The organism is Streptomyces sp. NPDC059866, from assembly GCF_042731325.1.
GTDB lineage: Bacteria > Actinomycetota > Actinomycetes > Streptomycetales > Streptomycetaceae > Streptomyces > Streptomyces flavusporus.
Map to the genome: position 1 here is coordinate 201,389 of NZ_JBHWJT010000005.1, position 19,918 is coordinate 221,306.

16 protein-coding genes and 1 tRNA gene are annotated in these 19,918 nt (G+C 72.2%); 6 read left to right on the forward strand and 11 right to left on the reverse strand.

Features of this window, described 5'->3' with window-relative positions; genetic code table 11:
• Nucleotides 1-90: 90 nt before the first annotated feature.
• The 5 genes from ACFV7R_RS09510 to ACFV7R_RS09530 all read right to left on the reverse strand — a co-directional run bounded on the left by ACFV7R_RS09510 (nt 91) and on the right by ACFV7R_RS09530 (nt 4,548).
• The gene (locus tag ACFV7R_RS09510; RefSeq protein WP_385261783.1) at nt 91-933 is read right to left on the reverse strand and encodes an SCO1664 family protein; all 843 of its coding nucleotides are present in this window, start codon (nt 931-933) and stop codon (nt 91-93) included.
• Complete coding sequence (locus tag ACFV7R_RS09515; RefSeq protein WP_224734422.1) at nt 897-1,487, reverse strand: DUF3090 domain-containing protein; 591 nt, start codon at nt 1,485-1,487, stop codon at nt 897-899. Before ACFV7R_RS09515 ends, ACFV7R_RS09510 begins: the two co-directional genes overlap by 37 nt.
• A 122-nt stretch (nt 1,488-1,609) precedes the next feature.
• Complete coding sequence (locus ACFV7R_RS09520; RefSeq protein ID WP_385261785.1) at nt 1,610-2,296, reverse strand: histidine phosphatase family protein; 687 nt, start codon at nt 2,294-2,296, stop codon at nt 1,610-1,612.
• Between the two features lie 162 nt (nt 2,297-2,458).
• Nucleotides 2,459-3,247: a ferritin-like domain-containing protein gene (locus ACFV7R_RS09525; RefSeq protein WP_385261787.1), complete on the reverse strand. Its 789-nt coding sequence runs from the start codon at nt 3,245-3,247 to the stop codon at nt 2,459-2,461.
• A gap of 245 nt (nt 3,248-3,492) precedes the next feature.
• Entirely contained in the window at nt 3,493-4,548 is a 1,056-nt protein-coding gene (locus ACFV7R_RS09530) for an LLM class F420-dependent oxidoreductase (RefSeq protein ID WP_385261788.1), read from the reverse strand.
• Nucleotides 4,549-4,708: 160 nt separating this feature from the next.
• Between ACFV7R_RS09530 and ACFV7R_RS09535 the strand changes: the two genes are divergently transcribed.
• Both ACFV7R_RS09535 and ACFV7R_RS09540 read left to right on the forward strand, forming a co-directional pair.
• Nucleotides 4,709-5,695 carry an aldo/keto reductase gene (locus tag ACFV7R_RS09535; protein WP_385261789.1) on the forward strand — a complete coding sequence of 329 codons (987 nt, stop codon included), beginning with the start codon at nt 4,709-4,711 and terminating at the stop codon, nt 5,693-5,695.
• Nucleotides 5,692-7,812: a helix-hairpin-helix domain-containing protein gene (locus ACFV7R_RS09540; protein WP_385261791.1), complete on the forward strand. Its 2,121-nt coding sequence runs from the start codon at nt 5,692-5,694 to the stop codon at nt 7,810-7,812. Before ACFV7R_RS09535 ends, ACFV7R_RS09540 begins: the two co-directional genes overlap by 4 nt.
• A gap of 164 nt (nt 7,813-7,976) precedes the next feature.
• Here the strand turns inward: ACFV7R_RS09540 and ACFV7R_RS09545 are convergent, their stop codons facing one another.
• A complete protein-coding gene (locus ACFV7R_RS09545; RefSeq protein WP_385261793.1) occupies nt 7,977-8,717 on the reverse strand; it encodes a hypothetical protein in 741 nt (246 codons plus the stop codon).
• 47 nt (nt 8,718-8,764) lie between these two features.
• On the opposite strand from ACFV7R_RS09545, the gene ACFV7R_RS09550 reads away from it, so the two are divergent.
• Entirely contained in the window at nt 8,765-8,953 is a 189-nt protein-coding gene (locus tag ACFV7R_RS09550) for a DUF5703 family protein (RefSeq protein WP_129796993.1), read from the forward strand.
• A 62-nt stretch (nt 8,954-9,015) separates the two neighbouring features.
• Here ACFV7R_RS09550 and ACFV7R_RS09555 read toward each other — a convergent pair whose 3' ends face one another.
• The 3 genes from ACFV7R_RS09555 to ACFV7R_RS09565 form a co-directional block, all read right to left on the reverse strand.
• Nucleotides 9,016-9,774, reverse strand: coding sequence for a chaplin (locus ACFV7R_RS09555; protein WP_385261796.1), 759 nt, complete (start codon nt 9,772-9,774; stop codon nt 9,016-9,018).
• A gap of 113 nt (nt 9,775-9,887) precedes the next feature.
• Nucleotides 9,888-10,121, reverse strand: coding sequence for a chaplin ChpH (gene chpH, locus ACFV7R_RS09560; protein ID WP_129796995.1), 234 nt, complete (start codon nt 10,119-10,121; stop codon nt 9,888-9,890).
• 157 nt (nt 10,122-10,278) lie between these two features.
• A complete protein-coding gene (locus ACFV7R_RS09565; RefSeq protein ID WP_385261797.1) occupies nt 10,279-11,604 on the reverse strand; it encodes a M20/M25/M40 family metallo-hydrolase in 1,326 nt (441 codons plus the stop codon).
• 197 nt (nt 11,605-11,801) lie between these two features.
• Here ACFV7R_RS09565 and ACFV7R_RS09570 point away from each other — a divergent pair.
• From ACFV7R_RS09570 to ACFV7R_RS09580, 3 genes are all read left to right on the forward strand, one after another.
• A tRNA-Leu gene (locus ACFV7R_RS09570) sits at nt 11,802-11,889 on the forward strand.
• Nucleotides 11,890-12,167: 278 nt separating this feature from the next.
• Entirely contained in the window at nt 12,168-16,034 is a 3,867-nt protein-coding gene (locus ACFV7R_RS09575; protein WP_385261800.1) for a Pls/PosA family non-ribosomal peptide synthetase, read from the forward strand.
• A gap of 65 nt (nt 16,035-16,099) precedes the next feature.
• Nucleotides 16,100-17,470, forward strand: a complete 1,371-nt coding sequence (locus tag ACFV7R_RS09580; protein WP_385261802.1) for a M1 family metallopeptidase — start codon at nt 16,100-16,102, stop codon at nt 17,468-17,470.
• Here the strand turns inward: ACFV7R_RS09580 and ACFV7R_RS09585 are convergent.
• A complete protein-coding gene (locus ACFV7R_RS09585) occupies nt 17,467-18,351 on the reverse strand; it encodes a peptidoglycan-binding protein (RefSeq protein ID WP_385261804.1) in 885 nt (294 codons plus the stop codon). The two genes, ACFV7R_RS09580 and ACFV7R_RS09585, sit on opposite strands and share 4 nt — an antisense overlap.
• Nucleotides 18,351-19,895 (reverse strand): DUF6519 domain-containing protein, encoded by a 1,545-nt coding sequence (locus ACFV7R_RS09590; protein WP_385261805.1) that lies wholly within the window; start codon nt 19,893-19,895, stop codon nt 18,351-18,353. The genes ACFV7R_RS09585 and ACFV7R_RS09590 overlap by 1 nt, the downstream gene beginning before the upstream one ends.
• Nucleotides 19,896-19,918: the final 23 nt, after the last annotated feature.

Below are 19,918 nucleotides of genomic sequence, written 5' to 3' on the forward strand. Positions count from 1 at the left end.
ACCGGACTGGAGTTCCGTATACGAACCGGACCAGGCCGGATGGCCGGGAAGGCACTCTTGCGCGGTCCCGGCCCCGTGTGCAGACAGGCTCTACACGGGCGGCCACGGGATGGCCGGCCACTCCCCGTTCGGCTCGGGGTGCACTCCCGAAGCGAGGAGTACGTCCACCCGCGCGCGTGTGGCGTCGATTTCGGGGCCGGTGATCAGCGCGGCCAGCCGCTCGGCGAGCGCCCCGCCCGCCTTCAGCTCCTTGCGGAGCCGCTGGAGCACCTCGACGGCCTCCGCGGTGAGCGGCTCCCCCGCCCACCCCCACAGCAGCGTGCGCAGCTTGTTCTCGGCGTTGAAGGTGACCCCGTGGTCGATGCCGTACAGCCGCCCGTCGCCGGACGGCAGCAGGTGCCCGCCCTTGCGGTCCGCGTTGTTGATCACGGCGTCGAGCACGGCGAGCCGCCGCAGCCGCTCGTCGTCCGCGTGCACCAGCAGCGCGGTCTTCCCGTCCCCGACCTCGGCGAAGCCGATCGCCTTCCAGCCGGGCCCGGGCTCCTCGGCGTCGATGAGCGCGAGCAGCTCGCCGTCCGGCTGCGCCTCGATCCACAACTGGCACATGCCCTCGCCGTACGGCCCGTCGCGCAGCACGGTGGGCGGTACGAGCCCCCACCCGGTCGCCTCGGAGACCTCGTACGCGGCCACCTCGCGCTGGGCGAGGGTGCCGTCGGGGAAGTCCCACAGGGGCCGCTCTCCGGCGACGGGCTTGTAGACGCAGGCCGCCTCCCGCCCGTCGTGGGTCACCGTGCAGTACAGCGCCGCGTTGGAGGCGTCCCGGATACGTCCGCGCACGGTGAGCTCGCCGGCTGCGAGCAGCGCGGCGTCCGCTGCGCTGCTCGCAGTGGCTGCCGTCATGCTCCGCGGCGGTATCCGTTCTGGCGCGGACATACGTGTCCTTCCGGGTCGAGCGGCAGGCTGCACAGGGGGCACGGCGGCCGGCCGGCGTTGACGACGTCGAGGGCGCGCTTGGCGAAGGCGCGGGCCTGCGCGCCGGTGAGCCGGACCCGCAGCATCGGGGGACCGTTCTCCTCGTCCTGGAGCAGCCTTTCCTCCGCCTCGGCGAGGTCCTCCTCGGAGTCGGCGTCGAGCTCCACGAGGGCCTGCGCCTCGACGATCATGCGCTGCTCCTCGCCGTCCCAGGCGAGGGCCATGGTGCCGACCCGGAACTCCTCCTCGATGGGGGTGTCCAGGGGGCCGGTGTCGGTGATCTCGGTGGGCGCCACGGCCGGCACCGCCGCGCTGCCGCCGCTGCGGCGCACCACCTCGTCCAGCAGTTCGTCCATGCGCTCGGCGAGCGCGGCGACCTGGGTCTTCTCCAGGGCCACGCTGGTCACCCGGGATCCGGCCGTGGCCTGGAGGAAGAACGTACGGCGCCCGGGCAGTCCGACCGTACCGGCCACGAAGCGGTCCGGGGGGTCGTAGAGGAACACCTGACGGGACACGTCCTGTCTCCATTGATTCGTGGGTCGACATCGACATCGGGACCGACCGGCCGCCGTGCGGACGCTCGGCTGCGAACAAGTACGGCGCTACTGCGACCGCTTCACCCTACTGCGGCGGACGATCACGGTGCGCCCGCACCGCCCCCGACCGGTGCGTCCCCGCCCGGAGGTTCCTCGTGCGGCACCAGGGACGCGAAGTCACCCGTGTCCCCGAGGCGCACGAGAAACGGCCTGAGACGGGTGTAGCGGATCGCGGTGACGGAGCACGGTTCCACGGCAATCCGCTGGAACAGGTCGAGATGAAGTCCCAGTGCGTCCGCGACGAGGGACTTGATGATGTCGCCGTGCGAGCACATCAGGTACACGGCGTCGGGGCCGTGATCACGCTCCACGCGCGCGTTCCACTCGCGTACCGCCTCGGCGGCCCGGGTCGCCATCGACCGCATCGACTCGCCTGCGGGGAACGCGGCCGCCGACGGATGCGCCTGCACGACCTCCATCAGCGGCTCGTCCTTGAGCTCGGCGAGCTTGCGTCCGGACCAGTCGCCGTAGTGGCACTCCCCGATCCGCTCGTCGGTGTGGACGGGCAGCCCCGGGCGGGCGTCGAGCAGCGGCCGGATCGTCTCCTGGCAGCGTTGCAGCGGGCTGGTGACCACCTCGGCGATCGGCAGCTCGACGAGCCGTCCGGGCAGTGCGGCGGCCTGCGCGGCCCCGCGCTCGTCGAGAGCGACACCGGGCGTCCAGCCGGCGAGCACTCCCTCGGTGTTGGCGGTGGAACGTCCGTGCCGGACCAGGATCAACGTGGGCATGCGGCCCAGGGTAGGCGCACGCCGCCCGCCGCAGGGGCCCGGAGTCCCCGCGGGGGCGGCCAGGGCCGAGATCCCCACGGTGATCGTGGGGATCTACGGCAGCGTATCGGCGGTCGTCGGACTCATGGCCGCCCTGGAGGTGAGGCCCGGCCTGCTCCGGCGTCAGGCGAATTCGGGTGCCGCGGCCGCGGGGCCGCCGAGGGCGTTGCGGCGCTCCGGCATCTTCAGGGACACCATGCGCCGCCAGCCGCCGAGCCGCTCGTACCAGTACACGGCGTGGATGCCGAACGCGAGCACCGCAGCCTTCGGCTTCGACCAGCCGAGGATGCGGCCCATGTGGGCCATGACCGCGAGACTGACGTCGCGGTAGATCCGGATCTCCGCGAGCGCGCACTCACGCAGGGTCCGCTGGATGGCCCGGCCGTGCCCGGCGTACGCGAAGCGCAGCAGTTCCTCGTGGCAGTAGGCGAGGTGGTTGTCCTCGTCGTTGGAGATCATCCTGACCGCGCGGCCGAGGTCGGGGTGGTCGCCGAAGTACTTGCGCAGCATCTCCATCTCCTCGGAGGCGCGCTGTTCGGTGACCCGGCTGTGCGAGAGGTACATGACGATGTCCTGGACGGTGAGCGGCTCGTCGCGCTTGAGCTTGTCGTGGGCGAGGCCGATGCCGTTCTGCTCCAGAAGCATGGTGTAGTCGGTCTCGGACGGTACGGGGACGGGTTCGAGACCGCGCTTCTTCATCAGGGCGTTGAAGATCCGCCCGTGCTTGTCCTCGTCCGCACCGTGGCGGGTGATCTTGGGGGCGAGTTCGCGCTCACCGGCGGGGACGAGCGCGGCGATGCGGGCGTTCTCCCAGCCGCCCTGTGCCTCACCGCTGGCCGCGATGGAGCAGAACAGCCGGAAGGACTCGTCGTTGTCGAGGATCTCCTGGAACAGACTCTTGGCCGAAAGCATCTGTGGGCACCTCTCTGCAGGATTCCGCAAAGAACGAGTCAAAGGGGCGCGCCAGGGTGGTGCAACAGTTCTGTCGGACAACTCAGCCAAAAGAAGGACCGACGGGGTCGCGTCGGGTGCGTAACCGCGTGCGTGCCGGCGCGTTGTTCCCGCTGACGGCCGTGGCGGGGAAGACCCCCGAGCCCCCACCACGGCCGCTGAGCCTTATCCACGTGAGACTTGTCCACGCCTGCGACGAGGTGCGGTTACGCGAGCCCGGCCCGCTCCAGGGCCTTGGAACCGGCCCGCAGTGAGGCGAGCCGCTCGTCCAGGGTGAAGCCCGCGGGGGCCAGGCTGAGCGTGGTGACTCCCGCCTCGGCGTAGGCCTTCATCCGGTCGGCGATCCGGTCCACGGAGCCGAGCAGCGTGGTCTGGTCGATCAGCTCGTGCGGTACGGCGGCCGCGGCGCCCTGCTTGTCGCCGGACAGGTACTTCTCCTGGATCTCGGCGGCCTCCTTCTCGTAGCCCATGCGCTGGGCGAGCTGGTTGTAGAAGTTCTGCTTGGGGCTGCCCATGCCGCCGACGTACAGCGCGGTGTACGGGCGGAAGGTGTCGGCGAGGGCCGTCACGTCCTTGTCGTCGCCGACGGCGAGGGGCAGGGTGGGGCAGACGTCGAAGCCGTCCATGGTCTTGCCGGCCTTCTCGCGGCCCGCCCGCAGGTGCTTGATCGCGGTGTCCTCGAGGTGGGCCGCGGAGGGGAAGATCAGGAGGGCGCCGTCGGCGATCTCGCCGGTCTGTTCGAGGTTCTTGGGGCCGATCGCGGCGATGTAGAGCGGGATGTGCTCACGCTGCGGGTGGACCGTGAGCTTGATCGGTTTGCCGGGGCCGCCGGGGAGGGGAAGGGTCCAGTGCGTGCCCTCGTAGGTGAGGCGTTCGCGGGTCATGGCCTTGCGGACGATCTCGACGTACTCGCGGGTGCGGGCGAGGGGCTTGTCGAACTTGACGCCGTACCAGCCCTCGGAGACCTGCGGGCCGGAGACGCCCAGGCCGAGGCGGAAACGGCCGCCGGACAGGGAGTCGAGGGTGGCGGCGGTCATGGCGGTCATCGCGGGCTGGCGGGCCGGGATCTGGAAGATGGCCGAGCCGACGTCGATGCGCTCCGTCTGGGCGGCGACCCAGGTGAGCACGGTGGCGGCGTCGGAGCCGTAGGCCTCGGCGGCCCAGCAGACGGCGTAGCCGAGGCGGTCGGCCTCCTGGGCGACGGCGAGATTGTCCGCGTCCATTCCGGCGCCCCAGTAGCCGAGGTTGATCCCGAGCTGCATGGCCTTCCCCTTACTGATCAGTAACGTCCCTTGTGGCGTCGACATTAGCGTGCGGGTGGTGGATCGCCCAGATCGATGGGGGGTGCGGGCGTGCGGGGCCGGGAAATCGGTTGTCCACAGGCCCCCACGGCACCAGTTCTGGCCAGTAATCTCGGCGCTCATGGAGCAGAGGCATCTCGGCCGTACCGGCCTGCGTGTGTCCCGTATCGGACTCGGCACCCTGACCTGGGGGCGGGACACCGATGAGCATGATGCCGCGGACCTGTTGAAGACGTTCTGGGAAGCCGGCGGGACACTCGTGGACACCGCGGACGTCTACGGGGACGGGGAGGCCGAGTATCTGCTCGGGCGTCTCATGGAGGGGCTGGTGCCGCGGCGGGACCTGGTCATCTCGACCAAGGCCGGGAGCGTACCGGATCCGGACCGGCGGTTCGACGGGTCGCGTGGGCATCTGCTGGCCGCGCTGGACGCCTCGCTCGCGCGACTCGGTACCGACCATGTCGATCTGTGGCACGTCCACGCCTTCGACCCGGACACGCCCCTGGAGGAGACGCTCCAGGCGCTGGACATCGCGGTGAGCAGCGGCCGGGCGCGGTATGCGGGCGTGTCCAACTTCTGCGGCTGGCAACTGGCGAAGGCCGCGACCTGGCAGCTCGCAGCACCCGGTCTGCGGACCCGGCTGGCGAGTACGCAGATGGAGTACTCGCTGCTGCAGCGCGGCGTCGAGCGGGAGGTGCTGCCGGCCGCGGTGGATCTGGGCATCGGGCTGTTGCCGTCGTCGCCGTTGGGGCGTGGTGTGCTGACGGGCAAGTACCGCGGCGACGCCATGCCGCCGGACTCACGGGGCGCCTCGGAGCACCTGGCACCCTTCGTCGAGCCGTACCTCGACGACACGGCCGGCCGCATCGTGGACGCCGTGGCGACCGCGGCGGACGGGCTGGCCGTCACCCCGCTCCAGGTGGCCCTGGCCTGGGTCCGGGACCGGCCCGGCGTGGTCGCCCCGATCGTCGGCGCGCGCAACGCGCAGCAGCTCACGGGGGCATTGTCAGTGGAGGCGCTTAGTCTTCCTGACGAGATCTGCCGGGCGCTCGACGATGTGTCGGTGCCCGTGCACCGCTATCCCGATCACGACTGGAGCACGCTGTGAGCACGGAGCCGGAGACCACCGAGGACGCCGCGCCGGAGACCCCGGCCGCACCGGCGGAGGGCGGCGCCCCGGAGACCGAGGCCGCACAGGACGCCCCGGACGCTCAGGACGCCGAGGGCACGAGCGCCACTGCCGGTGAGTTGTCGGAGGCGGAGGCCGAGCTGGCTGCCCAGCGGGTCGAGCGGGAGCGGATCGAGCGGCGCAAGGCGGAGAAGAAGGCGCCCATCGAGGCCGGGACCAAGCTCAGCGGGACCGCCGCCGATCTGCTGGCGGCCGTCCGCGCCGTGGAGAGCGGCGAGAAGCCCCCCGCCGCCGTCTTCGAGGAGCCCCCGCCCCGGCGGCCGGCTCCGGAGCCGGTGCGGCAGCCGCAGCCGGTGGCCCCCACCGCCGCCCCGGCCCCCGCGGCGGAGCTCGTGGAGTCCGTACGGCGGGTGCTGAGCGGCGGTGGCGCTCCCGAGGCGCTGGCGCCGCAGGTCGCCGCGGTGCTGGGCGAGGGTGCGGACGATCTGCTGCGCGCCGATCCGTGGCAGTTGCTGCAGGTCGGCGGGGTGCGCCCCGAGCAGGCCGACGGGTTCGCGCGGGCCCTGCTGGGCGCTCAGTGCGGGCCCGACGACGAGCGGCGGGGCCGGGCCGTCACCGTCTGGCTGCTGGAACAGGCGGCGCTCGCCGGGCACACCGCCCTGGAGATGCCGGCGCTCGTCGCCGCCCTGGCCCAGCGGAGCGTGCCCGACCCGGACGCGGCCGTGCAGAGCGCCCTGGCGGAGGGCGAGGCCCTGGCGTTCCAGGACGGCCTGGAGGAGTCGGGCGAGGACGAGGAGGCGGGCGAGGAACGCCCCGTGCGGGTGCTCGTCGGGCTGGAGCGGTACGCGCTCGCGGAGGAGAGCCTCGCCGACGGTCTGGCCCGGCTGATCAACTCGGTGCCCAAGGAGGACGGTTCGGCCGAGGAGTGGGAGCGGGCCGCGTCGGCCGCCGAGGGGTCGGCCGCCGAGCTGATCCGCGCGGTCGCCCGGCACGGGCTGGTGCTGCACACGGGTGGTGAGGCGTCCCGGGCCGAGGCCGCGGCGCTGGTGGATGCGGCGCGTGGTGTGGGCCTGCGTGTCTGGGCCGCCGCCCACAGTCCCGTCGGCCGGGGGCGGTTCGCGGAGCTGGTGCGGGAGGAGTCCGGGGTCGCCACCGTCGCCGGGCTGCTGTCCGGTGCCGAGGGGCCGGGGCGGGACCCGGACGGTGCGCTGGACCTCGACCTTCTTGTCGTCCTCGACGCGCCCCAGCTCGATGTGGAGGCCGCGGCCCTGCTCACCGAGTCGCTGCCGGACGGTGCCCGGCTGGTGCTGTCCGGGGATCCGGCGGTGCTGTGGTCCGTGGGGCCCGGGCGGGTGTTCGCGGATCTGCTGGCGGTGCGCAGGTGCCCCCAGGTCGCCTCGCGGCGGCCGGACCCCGGTCCGCTGGGCGAGTTGGTCTCCGGCATCGGCGTGGGCGAGCTGCTCCAGGTCGACGCGCCGGGCAAGGAGGTCGTGATCGTGCCGGTGCGGGACGCGGGTGAGGCCGTGCACCGGACCGTGCAGCTCGTTGCGGACTCGGTGCCGCGGGCGATCGGCGTGCCCACCGAGCAGACGGTGGTCATCACGCCGGGGCATGGCGGCGCTGCCGGGACGCGTGCGCTGAACGCCGCGCTGAAGGAACGGCTCAATCCCGGTCCCGGCCGGTTCGGCGGCTTCGACGCCGGGGACCGGATCGCCTACTCCCCCGCGCCGGGACGTACGGTGCCGGGCCAGGTGGTCGGGGCCGACGCCGCGGGACTTCATCTGTCGTGCTCCGGCGAGAGCGTCGTCGTACCGAAGGAGCGGGTGGAGCAGTCCGTCCGGCACGGGTGGGCGCTGACGGCGCACCAGGCGGTGGGCGGCCGGTGGCCCGCCGTGGTGGTGGTGCTGCCCGGGGATGCCGCGCAGGCCCTCAGCCGCCCGTGGGTGTACACGGCGTTCGGGCGGGCCCAGCGCCATCTGTCGGTGGTGCACGGTGTGGAGCAGGCCCTGCCGCGCGCCGTCGCGGAAACCCCGGCAAAGCCCCGCACAACCCGCCTGCCCCTGCTCCTGACCGCACAGGTGCCGACGGCCGGTTGAGCGGCCGCAGGTGCGGCTTCAGGGGCCCGCCCACCGGCGTTGTGGCTGGGCAGGGCCGGGTCGCGCGGCCCGGCGCTGACGGGGGCCTCCCCCAGAGGGGGAGGCCCAGGCCCTTAAGGCACTCGGGGAGGCACGACGGCCCGCGGCTCCACCGGGGGACGAGCTCAGCGGTCCGCGTCCAGAGGTTCCAGGTCCTCGTCCCCGTCCAGCTCCGGTTCGTCCTCGAGATCGTCGTCGGTCTCTTCCTCGTCCTCGAGGTCCTCGAGGTCCTCGATGTCGTCGAGGTCGTCGAGGTCGTCGATCTCGTCGTCGAAGACCGCGCTGACGTCGAAGCGGCAGACCACGTGCTGCGGGTCGATGCTCTCGAAGGGTGCCTCCAGCCACTCGCCGGGGCCGGCCGGTTCCTCCGCGGCCGTGACCCACAGCGTGGAGTCGCCTTCCTCCAGCCCGAACTCCTTGTGGCGGGAGGCGATCTCGTCCGGTTCGAACTCCCCGAAGAGGATGCCCAACGCCCCGTGGACCGTGCCGGCGGCCTCCTCGCCCGTACCCTCGTCGTCCGCCGCCTCGATCCGCTGGGCCTGTGCCAGCAGTCGCTGTGGTTCCGCCACCGCGTAGTCGCGGCGGATCAGCACACTGAGAGCGTTCGGTTCCTCGGGGCCCGTGTACGGCGGCAGCGTTTCCTCCGCACCGGGGATCTCGAAGGGTGTGACCTCGTCGTAGCGGTCGTAGAGCAGCTCGTCGTACGCCTCTGCGGCCGCGGCCAGCTGGTTGAACGCCTCGTAGACGGCCGGGTCGTCCTCGCCCGACCTGCGTTCGACCGCGGCCAGATGGCGGTCGAGCGCGGTCTTGATCGCCTCGGCGGCGGCGCGTACCTCAGCAGCGGTGGGCTGCGCAGCATCAGACATAGTGCAGACGCTATCCGTACCCGGCCTGTGCCCGCACAATAGATTCGATGCCGGAATACGAATTTGTCGACGTGTACGTGCCGCGCGGGGTCTCCCGCAAGGACACCACACGCTTGCTGACGGACCATGCCGAGTACGGACACTGGGAGTTGCATCGCCTGAGCCTGCTGCGCGACGGCAGTCGCAGGGTGCGGTTGCGGCGGCGGATCATCCGCCAGGTGCGCGCCACCTGGTGAGCTGAGGCGCCGAAGTGGAGCGGACCCCCGTGGCGGGGCCCGATCCACTTCGGGTTGCGCCCTTATGCCGACGCCCGCGCCCGGCGGTACAGGACCGCCCCGCCCAGCAGCGCGCCCGCGCCCAGTGAGACGGCGGCGCCGATCGGCAGCTCGCTGCCCGTTTCGGCGAGCGCACCGGTGCCGCGAGGCTGCGCGACGGACTGGCCGCCGGGCCGGTTGACGTCGGTGGAGCCGTCGTCACCCGGGGTCTCGCCGCCCGGGGTGGGCGGGGTACTCGGGGTGCCGGGCCCCTCCGGATCACCGGGGTTGCCCGGGTTGCCCGGGTTTTCCGGCGTCCCGGGCGGCGTCGTACCGTCGCCGCCTCCCGGCGGGGTGGTGTGACCGTCGCCGGAGCCGTCGTTCGCGCAGTCGTTGCCCACGGCGGTGTTGCCGACACCGATGACGTCGACGCTGTTGCCGCAGACGTTGACCGGCACGTGGACCGGCGCCTCGACGTGGTTGCCCGAACCGACGCCCGGAGAGCCGTCGGCGTGCCCGTCGGCCTGCGCACCGGAGCCGTCCGTGTCGCCGTGGCCGCCGCCGTGGTTGGCGCAGGAGTTGCCGGCCGACGGGTTGAGCACCCCGACGACGTCGACGGTGTTGCCGCAGACGTTGACCGGTACGTGCACCGGCACCTGCACGGTGTTGCCGGAGAGCACTCCGGGCGAGTTCGCACCGGAGCCGCTCGCACTCGAGTCGGCGTGGGCGTGGCCACCAACGGCGGCGAACACGCCGGTCGCGGCCGCCACGGTCATCAGGCCCTTGCGGGTAATCTGTCGCATTGCTGAATCTCTGCCTTCCCCCTCATGACCAACGTGAAAAAGACCGGTCGGTCCCGGAGCGCATTGGGCGCGTTCCGGGACCGACGGCATGGACGAACCTCAGAAAGGCAGCGTCACTTGTTGATGCAGGTGTTGCCGAAGGCGGGGTTCAGCAGACCGATCACGGAGACCGTGTTGCCGCAGACGTTCACGGGAATGTGCACGGGAGCCTGAACAACGTTGCCGGACGCGATGCCCGGAGAGTGCACGGCGGCACCCTGAGCACCGGAGTCGGCGACGGCCATGCCCGCGCCCGCGAGAACCAGCCCACCGGTGGCAGCCGCAGCAGCGACGACCTTCTTGATCATTATTCCTCCTTGTTGGCAAAGCGATCGCAAGCAGCTGATCGCATCACCTGTAACGAGGAGGGACTAATAGGGCTACGAGCTGATGAGCGCATTCACTCCTGCCGGTCAGGACCTGTACACGCGGGCGATTTTGGAAGTGTCGTTTCAGCGGGCCATTTCAGGACGCATCGATGAACCGGTCGAGCACCCGCACGCCGAACTGCAGCCCTTCGACCGGCACTCGCTCGTCGACCCCGTGGAACATGCCGGCGAAGTCCAGCTCCGGCGGCAGCCTGAGGGGCGCGAAGCCGAAGCAGCGGATGCCGAGGTCGTCGAAGGACTTGGCGTCGGTGCCGCCGGAGAGCATGTACGGCACGGCCCGCGCGATGGGGTCCTCGGCGCCGAGCGCGCTCTGCATGGCGTCGACGAGCTTGCCGTCGAAGTCGGTCTCCAGGGCCTTGTCGGCGTGCACGTCCTCCCGCTTCACGCGCGGGCCGAGCAGCCGGTCGAGGTCGGCGAGGAACTCCTCCTCGTAGCCGGGCAGGAACCGTCCGTCGACGTGGGCGGTGGCCTGGCCGGGGATGACGTTGACCTTGTAGCCGGCGCCGAGCATGGTGGGCGCGGCCGAGTTGCGCAGGGTGGCGCCGATCATCTTGGCGATGCCGCCGAGCTTGGCGAGGGTCTCGTCCATGTTCTCCGGGTCGAGCTCGGTGCCGAGCGCGTCGGAGAGTTCGTCGAGGAAGGACCGCACGGTCTTGGTGACCCGCACCGGCCACTTGTGCCGGCCGAGCCGTCCGACGGCCTCGCACAGTTCGGTGATCGCGTTGTCGTTGTTCGTCATCGAGCCGTGGCCCGCGGTGCCGTCCACGGTGAGCCGCATCCAGTGCATGCCCTTCTGGGCGGTCTCGACGAGGTAGAGCCGCAGTTTCTCGTTGACGGTGAAGGAGAATCCGCCGACCTCGCCGATGGCCTCGGTCACGCCCTCGAACAGGTCGGGGTGCTTGTCGACGAGGTGGCGTGCGCCCCAGGTCCCGCCGGCCTCCTCGTCGGCCAGGAACGCCAGCACGATGTCCCGCGGGGGCCTGCGGCCGGTGCGCAGCCGGTCGCGGACGACCGCGAGGGTCATCGCGTCCATGTCCTTCATGTCGACGGCCCCTCGGCCCCACACGCATCCGTCGGCGATCTCGCCGGAGAACGGGTGGTGGGTCCAGTCGGCCGCGTTGGCCGGGACGACATCGAGGTGCCCGTGGATGAGCAGCGCGGGCCGGGACGGGTCCTCGCCCTCGATGCGGGCCACGGTGGAGGCGCGGCCCGGGTGGGATTCCAGGATCCGCGGTTCGAGGCCCACCTCGGCGAGCTTCTCGGCGACGTACTCGGCCGCCTTGCGCTCACCCGGACCCGAGTGGTCGCCGTAGTTGCTGGTGTCGATCCGGATCAGCTCGCGGCAGAGGTCGACGACCTCGTCCTGGCCGGTGACGCCTTCGGTCGTGCCCGTCTGGCTCACGCTGTTTCCTCCCGCAGTCGCCGCTGGTGGTCCCCCTCATCCTCCCCCCGAGGCGGGTCGCGCCCCAAGACCGGTCCCGGCCCGTCACACGGAGTTCACGACGGCCCGGGGACGCTCGGGGGGTGATCGGCCACCCTCGAAAGCCTGGTAATGTTTACGTCGTCGCCGCGGGGGAAACCCAGCGCGACAGACACCTTGTCCGGGTGGCGGAATGGCAGACGCGCTAGCTTGAGGTGCTAGTGCCCTTTATCGGGCGTGGGGGTTCAAGTCCCCCCTCGGACACCAACGAGACCCCTGTTCACCAGGGGTCTTTTGCTTTCCCGGTGCACCCGTCGACTGTGTGGGCCATCTCTCCCCCGGCGCGAAGATCCCGAGGTCACGCGCTACGCCCGGCTGCCCGCGCACGCCCCGAACGGCGCCCCCAAGTGGCCGCCGGGCAACGGCAAACCTAACGTCGTACTAAAATTTCCGGCTTGTTACGGAGCTGGAGCCGGACAACCCCAGGCAGACCTGCGGGCCCGCCAGCGCCCCGGAGGCTTCCGGGATCGAGACGCGAGGACCCGATGGCAGCCATACACGAGAGCAGTGCTCTCGGCCTGCTCGACGAAGAGATCCGCGAGCGGTTCGGTGACACGGCACGTTTCTCCGGAGGGCCGGCGGCCTCCCCGCGCACCCTCGTCGACATCTTCGACGCGTCCGTACGGGCCCACCCGGACGAACTCGCCCTGGACGACGGCACCACGCGTCTCACCTACCGTGCGCTGGCCGTGCAGGTGGAGCGGCTGCGGGCCCGGCTCGCGACGGCCGGGGTGGGGCTCGGGGACCGGGTGGGGGTGCGGGTTCCGTCCGGCACGAACGATCTCTACGTGGCGATCCTCGCCGTGCTCGCGGCCGGTGCCGCCTACGTCCCGGTGGACGCCGAGGATCCGGACGAGCGGGCCGAGTTGGTGTTCGGGGAGGCGGACGTACGAGCCGTCGTCGGGGCGGGGCACGAGGTGACCGTGGGCGGGCGGTCCGAGGCGCCCGCGGCCCGGCCCGGGGTCGAGCACGACGCGTGGATCATCTTCACCTCCGGGTCGACCGGGAAGCCCAAGGGCGTCGCCGTGAGCCACCGCAGTGCCGCCGCGTTCGTGGACGCCGAGGCCGCGCTGTTCCTCACGGAGGATCCGATCGGGCCCGGGGACCGGGTCATGGCAGGGCTGTCCGTGGCGTTCGACGCGTCCTGCGAGGAGATGTGGCTGGCGTGGCGGTACGGGGCCTGTCTGGTGCCCGTGCCCCGGTCGCAGGTGCGCAGTGGTGCCGATCTCGGGCCGTGGCTGGTCGAGCAGGAGGTCACCGTGGTGTCGACCGTGCCCACGCTGGCCGCGTTGTGGGAGCCGGAGGCCCTGGGCGACGTACGGCTGCTGATCTTCGGCGGTGAGGCCTGTCCGCCCGAGCTGGTGCAGCGGCTGGTGACGGAGGGGCGCGAGGTCTGGAACACGTACGGGCCGACCGAGGCGACCGTCGTGGCCTGTGCGTCGCTGCTGGGCGACGAGGAGCCGGTGCGGATCGGGCTGCCGCTCAGGGGGTGGGAGCTGGCCGTCGTCGACGAGGCCGGGGAGCCCGTACCGATGGGTGGCAGTGGGCAGTTGGTGATCGGCGGGGTCGGGCTCGCCCGGTATCTCGACGCCGAGAAGGACGCGGAGAAGTACGCGCCGCTTCGGTCGCTGGGGTGGGAACGGGCGTACCGGAGCGGCGATCTGGTGCGGGCCGAGCCCGAGGGGCTGGTCTTCCTCGGGCGGGCCGACGAGCAGATCAAGCTCGGCGGGCGGCGCATCGAGCTCGGTGAGGTGGACGCCGCGCTGCAGGCGCTGCCCGGGGTCGCGGGTGCCGCGGCCGCCGTGCGGAGCGCGCGGAGCGGGAACCAGCTCCTCGTCGGCTATGTCGTCACCCAGGACGGATGGGACGCGGGGGCGGCGGTGGAGCGGCTGCGGGCCGAGCTGCCCGCGGCGCTGGTGCCGCTGCTCGCGCCGGTCGACGACCTGCCGACCCGCACGTCCGGCAAGGTCGACCGGAACGCGCTGCCGTGGCCCCTGGAGGGGCTTCAGACGGGTGGCAAGGCCGAGCAGTTGTACGGCACCGAGGCCTGGCTGGCCGAGCAGTGGACCGAGGTCCTCGGCATACCGGTCACCGCGGCCACCGACGACTTCTTCGCGATCGGCGGCAGCAGTCTGGCCGCCGCTCAGCTCACGACGCGGCTGCGCACCCGCTATCCGAGCGCCGCCGTCCTCGACATCTATCAGCAGCCCACGCTGCGCAAACTGGCCCGCCGGCTCGAGGAGTCCGCGCAGGACGACGGCGCCGCCCGGGTCGTGGCGCCGGTGCCGCGGCGGGCGCAGACAGTCCAGCTGCTGCTGCTCGTACCGCTGTTCACGCTGCTCGGGCTGCGCTGGACCGTCGTACTCGCCGCGCTCGGGAACGTCCTGACCGCCTGCTCCTGGCTGCCGACCGCCCCTTGGTGGCTCATCGGGGCCGGTGCCGTGCTGTTCTTCAGTCCGCCGGGGCGGCTCGGGATCGCCGCGGGCGGGGCGCGGCTGCTGCTGCGGGGTGTGCAGCCGGGGCGGTATCGGCGCGGTGGGAGCGTTCATCTGCGGCTGTGGGCCGCGGAGCGGCTGGCGGAGGTCAGTGGGGCGACCTCACTGACCGGGTCGTGGCTGGAGCGGTACGCGCGGGCGCTGGGCGCCAAGGTCGGACCGGACGTGGACCTGCACTCGCTGCCGCCGGTCACCGGCATGCTCAAGCTGGGCCGTGGCGCGGCCGTGGAGTCCGAGGTCGATCTGTCCGGGTACTGGCTGGACGGCGACCGGCTGGAGATCGGGCCGGTCAAGGTCGGTGCGCATGCCGTCGTCGGCACGCGCAGCATGCTCTTTCCGGGCGCCCGCGTGGGCAAGCGGGCCGAGGTGGCGCCCGGTTCGGCCGTCGCCGGGCAGGTTCCGACCGGGCAGCGGTGGGCGGGTGCGCCGGCCGTGAAGCTGGGGAAGGCCAAGCGGAACTGGCCGAAGGAGCGGCCGCAGCGGGGTGCCTGGTGGCGGGCGATGTACGGGGTGACGGGCTTCGCGCTGAGCGCCCTCCCCGTTGTCGCCGCCGCTGTCGCGCTGCTGGTCGTGGGCCTGTTCGTCGGCCCGGACGCCGGGCTCGCGGAGGCCCTGCGCGGGGCCGCGCTCGCGCTGGTGCCGGCGACGCTCGCCTTCGGGCTGGCGTACGCGCTGCTGATCCTGGTCGCCGTACGGCTGCTGAGCCTGGGGCTGCGCGAGGGGACGTATCCCACGCACAGCCGGACCGGCTGGCAGGCGTGGACCGTCACTCAGCTGATGGACCGCTCCCGGGACACGCTGTTCCCGCTGTACGCCGGGCTGGTCACGCCGGTGTGGCTGCGGCTGCTCGGGATGCGGATCGGGCGCGGTGCGGAGGTGTCGACGGTGCTCGCGCTGCCCAGCCTGACCACGGTGGGTGAGGGCGCGTTCCTCGCCGACGACACGCTGACCGCGCCGTACGAGCTCGGCGGTGGCTGGATGCGGATCGGGCGCGCTCAGATCGGGCGGCGGGCGTTCCTCGGCAACTCGGGGATGACCGCGCCGGGGCGCAGTGTGCCGGACGGCGGGCTGGTGGGTGTGCTGTCCGCGACGCCGAAGAAGGCCAAGAAGGGCAGCTCGTATCTCGGGCTGCCGCCGGTCAAGCTGCCGCGCAGTGCGGCCGACGGGGACCGGAGCCGGACGTACGACCCGCCGGCGCGGCTGCTGTGGGCGCGTGGGCTGGTGGAGCTGTGCCGGATCGTGCCGGTGTTCTGCTCGGCGGGGCTGGCCGTGCTGACGGTGGCGGCGCTGTGTGCGCTGGGCGGCTGGGCGTGGCTGCTGGGCGGGCTGGTGCTGCTCGCGGCGGGCGTCGTGGCGGTTGTGGTCTCCGTGGTGGCGAAGTGGGTGCTCGTGGGGCGGCACCGCAGCGGGGAGCATCCGCTGTGGAGCGGGTTCGTGTGGCGCAACGAGCTGGCGGACACGTTCGTGGAGGTGCTGGCCGTGCCGTGGCTGGCGGGGTCGGTGCCGGGTACGCCGGTGATGACGGCCTGGCTGCGCGGGCTCGGGGCGCGGATCGGCAGGGGTGCCTGGGTGGAGAGCTACTGGCTGCCCGAGGCGGATCTGGTGACGCTGGAGGACGCGGTCACCGTGAACCGGGGCTGTGTGCTGCAGACGCACCTCTTCCACGACCGGATCTTGCGGACGGATACTGTGGTTCTCCGTGAGGGCGCGACGCTGGGTCCTGGCGGAATCGTCCTGCCCGGCAGCACGGTCGGGGCCCGTACGACACTGGGTCCCGCGTCGTTGGTGATGGCTGCGGAGTCCGTTCCCGACGACACCCGCTGGCTGGGCAACCCGATCGAGGCATGGCGCCGCTGAGTGCTCTTACGGCGACGGGGGGCGAGGGACGTCGTACGAGCACAGCGCAGGGAGCAGACGCAGCAGTGGCAGTTCAGCAGTCCGTGGGAGCGGACCCGTACTTCCCCGACAACGGTGATCCCCGTTACCGGGTGCACCGCTATGAACTCGCGCTGGACTACCGCCCGGGACCCAACCGGCTGGCCGGCACGGCCCGGATCAACGCGATAGCGGGGCGGGCGGCGCTCGCCGAGTTCCAGCTCAACCTGGCCGGCTTCAGGATCGGCCGGGTTCGGGTGGACGGGCGGCAGGCGCACTACACCCACCGGGGCGGCCGGCTGCGGATCCGGCCCGCCAAGCCGCTGCGGGCCGGGGCCGCGTTCACCGTGGAGGTGCACTGGTCGGGCAACCCCAAGCCGGTGAACAGCCCCTGGGGCGGGCTCGGCTGGGAGGAACTGGCGGACGGGGCGCTGGTGGCGAGCCAGCCGGTCGGGGCGCCGTCCTGGTACCCGTGCAACGACCGGCCGGCCGACAAGGCGTCGTACCAGATCTCGGTCACCACACCGTCCGCGTACGCGGTGGTGGCGGGCGGGCGGCTGCTGACCCGGACGACGAAGGCCTCGACGACCACCTGGGTGTACGAGCAGTCGGCGCCGACGTCCAGCTATCTGGTGGGGCTGTCCATCGGGAAGTACCAGACGGTGCTGCTGGGCGATCCGGGGCCGGGCGGTGTGCCGCAGCACGGGCACATTCCGGCGCATCTGCTGCCGGAGTTCTCGCGGGACTTCGCGCGCCAGCCGGCGATGATGGAGCTGTTCCAGGAGCTGTTCGGGCCGTACCCGTTCGAGGAGTACGCGGTCGTTGTGACCGAGGAGGAGCTCGATGTCCCCGTCGAGGCACAGGGGTTGTCGCTGTTCGGCGCCAACCATGTGGACGGGGCGCGGGGTTGGGAGCGGCTGGTGGCGCACGAGCTGGCGCATCAGTGGTTCGGGAACAGTGTGTCCATCGCCGACTGGCGGCACATCTGGCTGAACGAGGGGTTCGCGAAGTACGCCGAGTGGTTGTGGTCGGAGCGGTCGGGCGGGCGGACGGCGCAGCAGCACGCCGCGGCCGCGCACCGGTTGCTCGCCGGGAAGGCGCAGGATCTGAAGCTGGCCGATCCGGGGCGCAAGCTGATGTTCGACGACCGGCTGTATCAGCGGGGCGGGCTCGTCGTGCATGCGGTGCGGTGTGCGCTGGGTGACGAGGTCTTCTTCCGGATGCTGCGCGGATGGGCGGGCCTGCACCGGGGTGGTGCCGTGACGACGGCGACCTTCACCGCCCATGTGGCCCGCTTCGCGTCCGAGCCGCTGGACGAGCTGTTCAGGGCGTGGCTGGAGGAGCCGGCGCTGCCGCCCCTGCCGGAACAGGAGCTGCAGATTCCGGTACGGCCGGCTCATCCACCGAGCGCTTCCTAGGAGTTCGGCACCTTCAGCTTGTCCCAGCTGAACTTGCCCGGGATGCCGTCCGCGTCCTTGCCCTTGAAGCCGAGTTTCTGTTGCCAGGCCTGGTAGGAGCGGCGGTCGGCCTCCGTCCACTCGGGGCCCGGGCCCTCCTCGTAGCGGCTGCAGCCCTCGGCGACGAGGCGGCGGCCCATGGCGGTGATGACCGGGGAGTTCTGGCCGACGTGGAAGAAGCCGCTGCCGGGGAAGGGCTCGTACGTCGGCCTGGGCTGCGGTTGCGGTTTCGGGTCGGGCGCCTGGGGCTTGCCGCCGAGCCGCTGGGCGATGCGCCTGCGCATGCTGTCCATCGTGAAGCCGCGCGGGTCCACCTTGCCCGGCTGCCACTCCTTGTGGCCGATGACGGAACGTTCGGACCAGCCGTGGTGGCGGCAGATCGCGGCGGCCACCTTCTCGATGGCCTCCTTCTGCGCCTCGGGCCAGGGGTCCTTGCCGTTGCCGAGGTTGATGCACTCGAAGCCGTAGAAGTGCCGGTTGCCGTCGGTGTCGGCCTCGTTGTCGGGCGGCAGTTTCGTCTCGTTGATCACCGCGCGCAGGACGTCGCTGTCGCCGAGCCCGGCGTGGTTGGCGCGGCCGTTGCCGACGAGGTGGATGTGGCCCTTCTTGTCGATGACGCCGTGGCAGAGGGGGCCGGGGAGGCTGGAGTAGCCGTCGTAGCAGATGTCGACGGACGCGGCGGTGCCGGAGGTGACGGTGTGGTGGATCATCACACCGTTGACCGGGCCCCAGGGGCCCTTGCTGTTGCGGTTGTGGTGGCGCCAGTTGCGGACCTCGTGGACCGTCAGGCCCTCCGCGCGCAGGATCTCCACCATCTTGGACGCGCTCAGTGGCTTGGCCATCACTCGTCTCCTTCCACGGCGGCCTCCGCCTGTGCTGTGGTCTGCGACCGTCCGCCGGAGGGGTCGGACTCGGCCGCCAGTTCCTCGCGGCGGGCCTGGTCCTCGGCCGCGAGCGTCGCCTCGTCGGCGGCGGGCATGCTGCCGGCCAGCGGGCCGAAGGCGAGGCGCAGATCGACCGCGCTGCCCTCGCCCTTGATCAGAGCCAGCGGGGCGTGGTGGCGGGCGATGCCGGCCGGGGCCTGGAGCAGGGGGCGGCGGGCCGGGTCGGCGGGCCACTCGACGCTGCCGGTGGCGGTGCGGGCGGGGATGATCCAGTGGTCGCCGGTGCGGTAGCTGCCGCCCTTGGCGAAGTAGACCTCGACGCCGTCCTCCAGGGGCAGCCACTCCCCCTCGGCGACCGGGACGGCCCCGCCGCGCAGGGCGGTCGTACGGCCCTTGCGCCTGGGGCCCTCGTGGTGGTCCCAGCGGCGCAGGAAGGGGTGGAGGTGGGGCAGGCGGCCGACGCCCGGCGCGGGTTCGGCGGAGAGGCGGACGCGGCGGCCGGGGAGGTCGAGTTCCTCGACGCGGAGCAGAGGCAGGGGTTCGAGGCGGGAGGCATGGGCCGTGTCGGTGAACTCGACGTGGTCGCCGACGTCGAGGTCCAGTTTCCCGTCGTGGCCGAGGGTCGCCAACTGCACCCAGGTGCCGTCGAGTCCGTCGACCGGGAAGACCACGGAGCCGTTCTCCCGGGACCACTTGAAGGTGGCGTCCTTCGCCTCGCCGCCGGCGTGCACCTCGACGCGGTACAGCTGGTTCTCGGGGCCGCGGTAGCGGGCGTCGGGCTTGACCAGGCAGGGGTCCTCGTCGGCGTGGTCGGGGCGTTCGCTGCGGGCGGCCAGCCGGGCCGAGGGGGCGGACCGGCGCTGCGCCCAGCGGGCGAAGGCGGCGCGGACGACCTCCTTCGACGGGTCGGGCTCCTCGATCTCGAGGGCGGCCAGGGACAGCGGCAGGACCTGCCAGACGACCTTGACGCGGGCGGCGGTGTCGGGCATCGCCGCGCCGAGCGCGACCTCGCGCAGCGCCGGGTCCTCGGCCGCGGTCACCGAGCGCTCCCAGACGTGCAGGTAGACCACGAACGGCGACTGCGCGGGCGAGGGCAGCCGGTCGCCCGGCTTCTCCGGGTCCCGGAAGCCGTCGGGCTGGTCCCAGTACGTCCAGTGCCCAAGGGGTTCCGGGGTCTCCTGATCGTCCTCGTCCAGGACGGGAACGCCGGGCGCCGGGCGGCTCGCGTCGCACAGGATGCCGTCGACGTAGTAGCGGCCGCCGTGGATGTGCAGGGTGTCCAGGTCGTGCTTGCCGCCCACGTACTCGATACGGAATCCGGCGGCGTCGCGCGGCCCGCCGTGCGGTCCGATCAGGTCGGCGGCGAGAGTGCGGGCCTGGTGGAGCTGGATCGCGGTCTGCTCGTTGGTGTCGGCGTCGAGCTGGACGCGGCCCTGCTGGGCGACGACCGCGGAGTAGTGCCGTTCCGGGCGGAACGTGAAGCGGGAGAGGTCAGCGTGCATGAAGGGGGTCCCCCTGGTTCAGG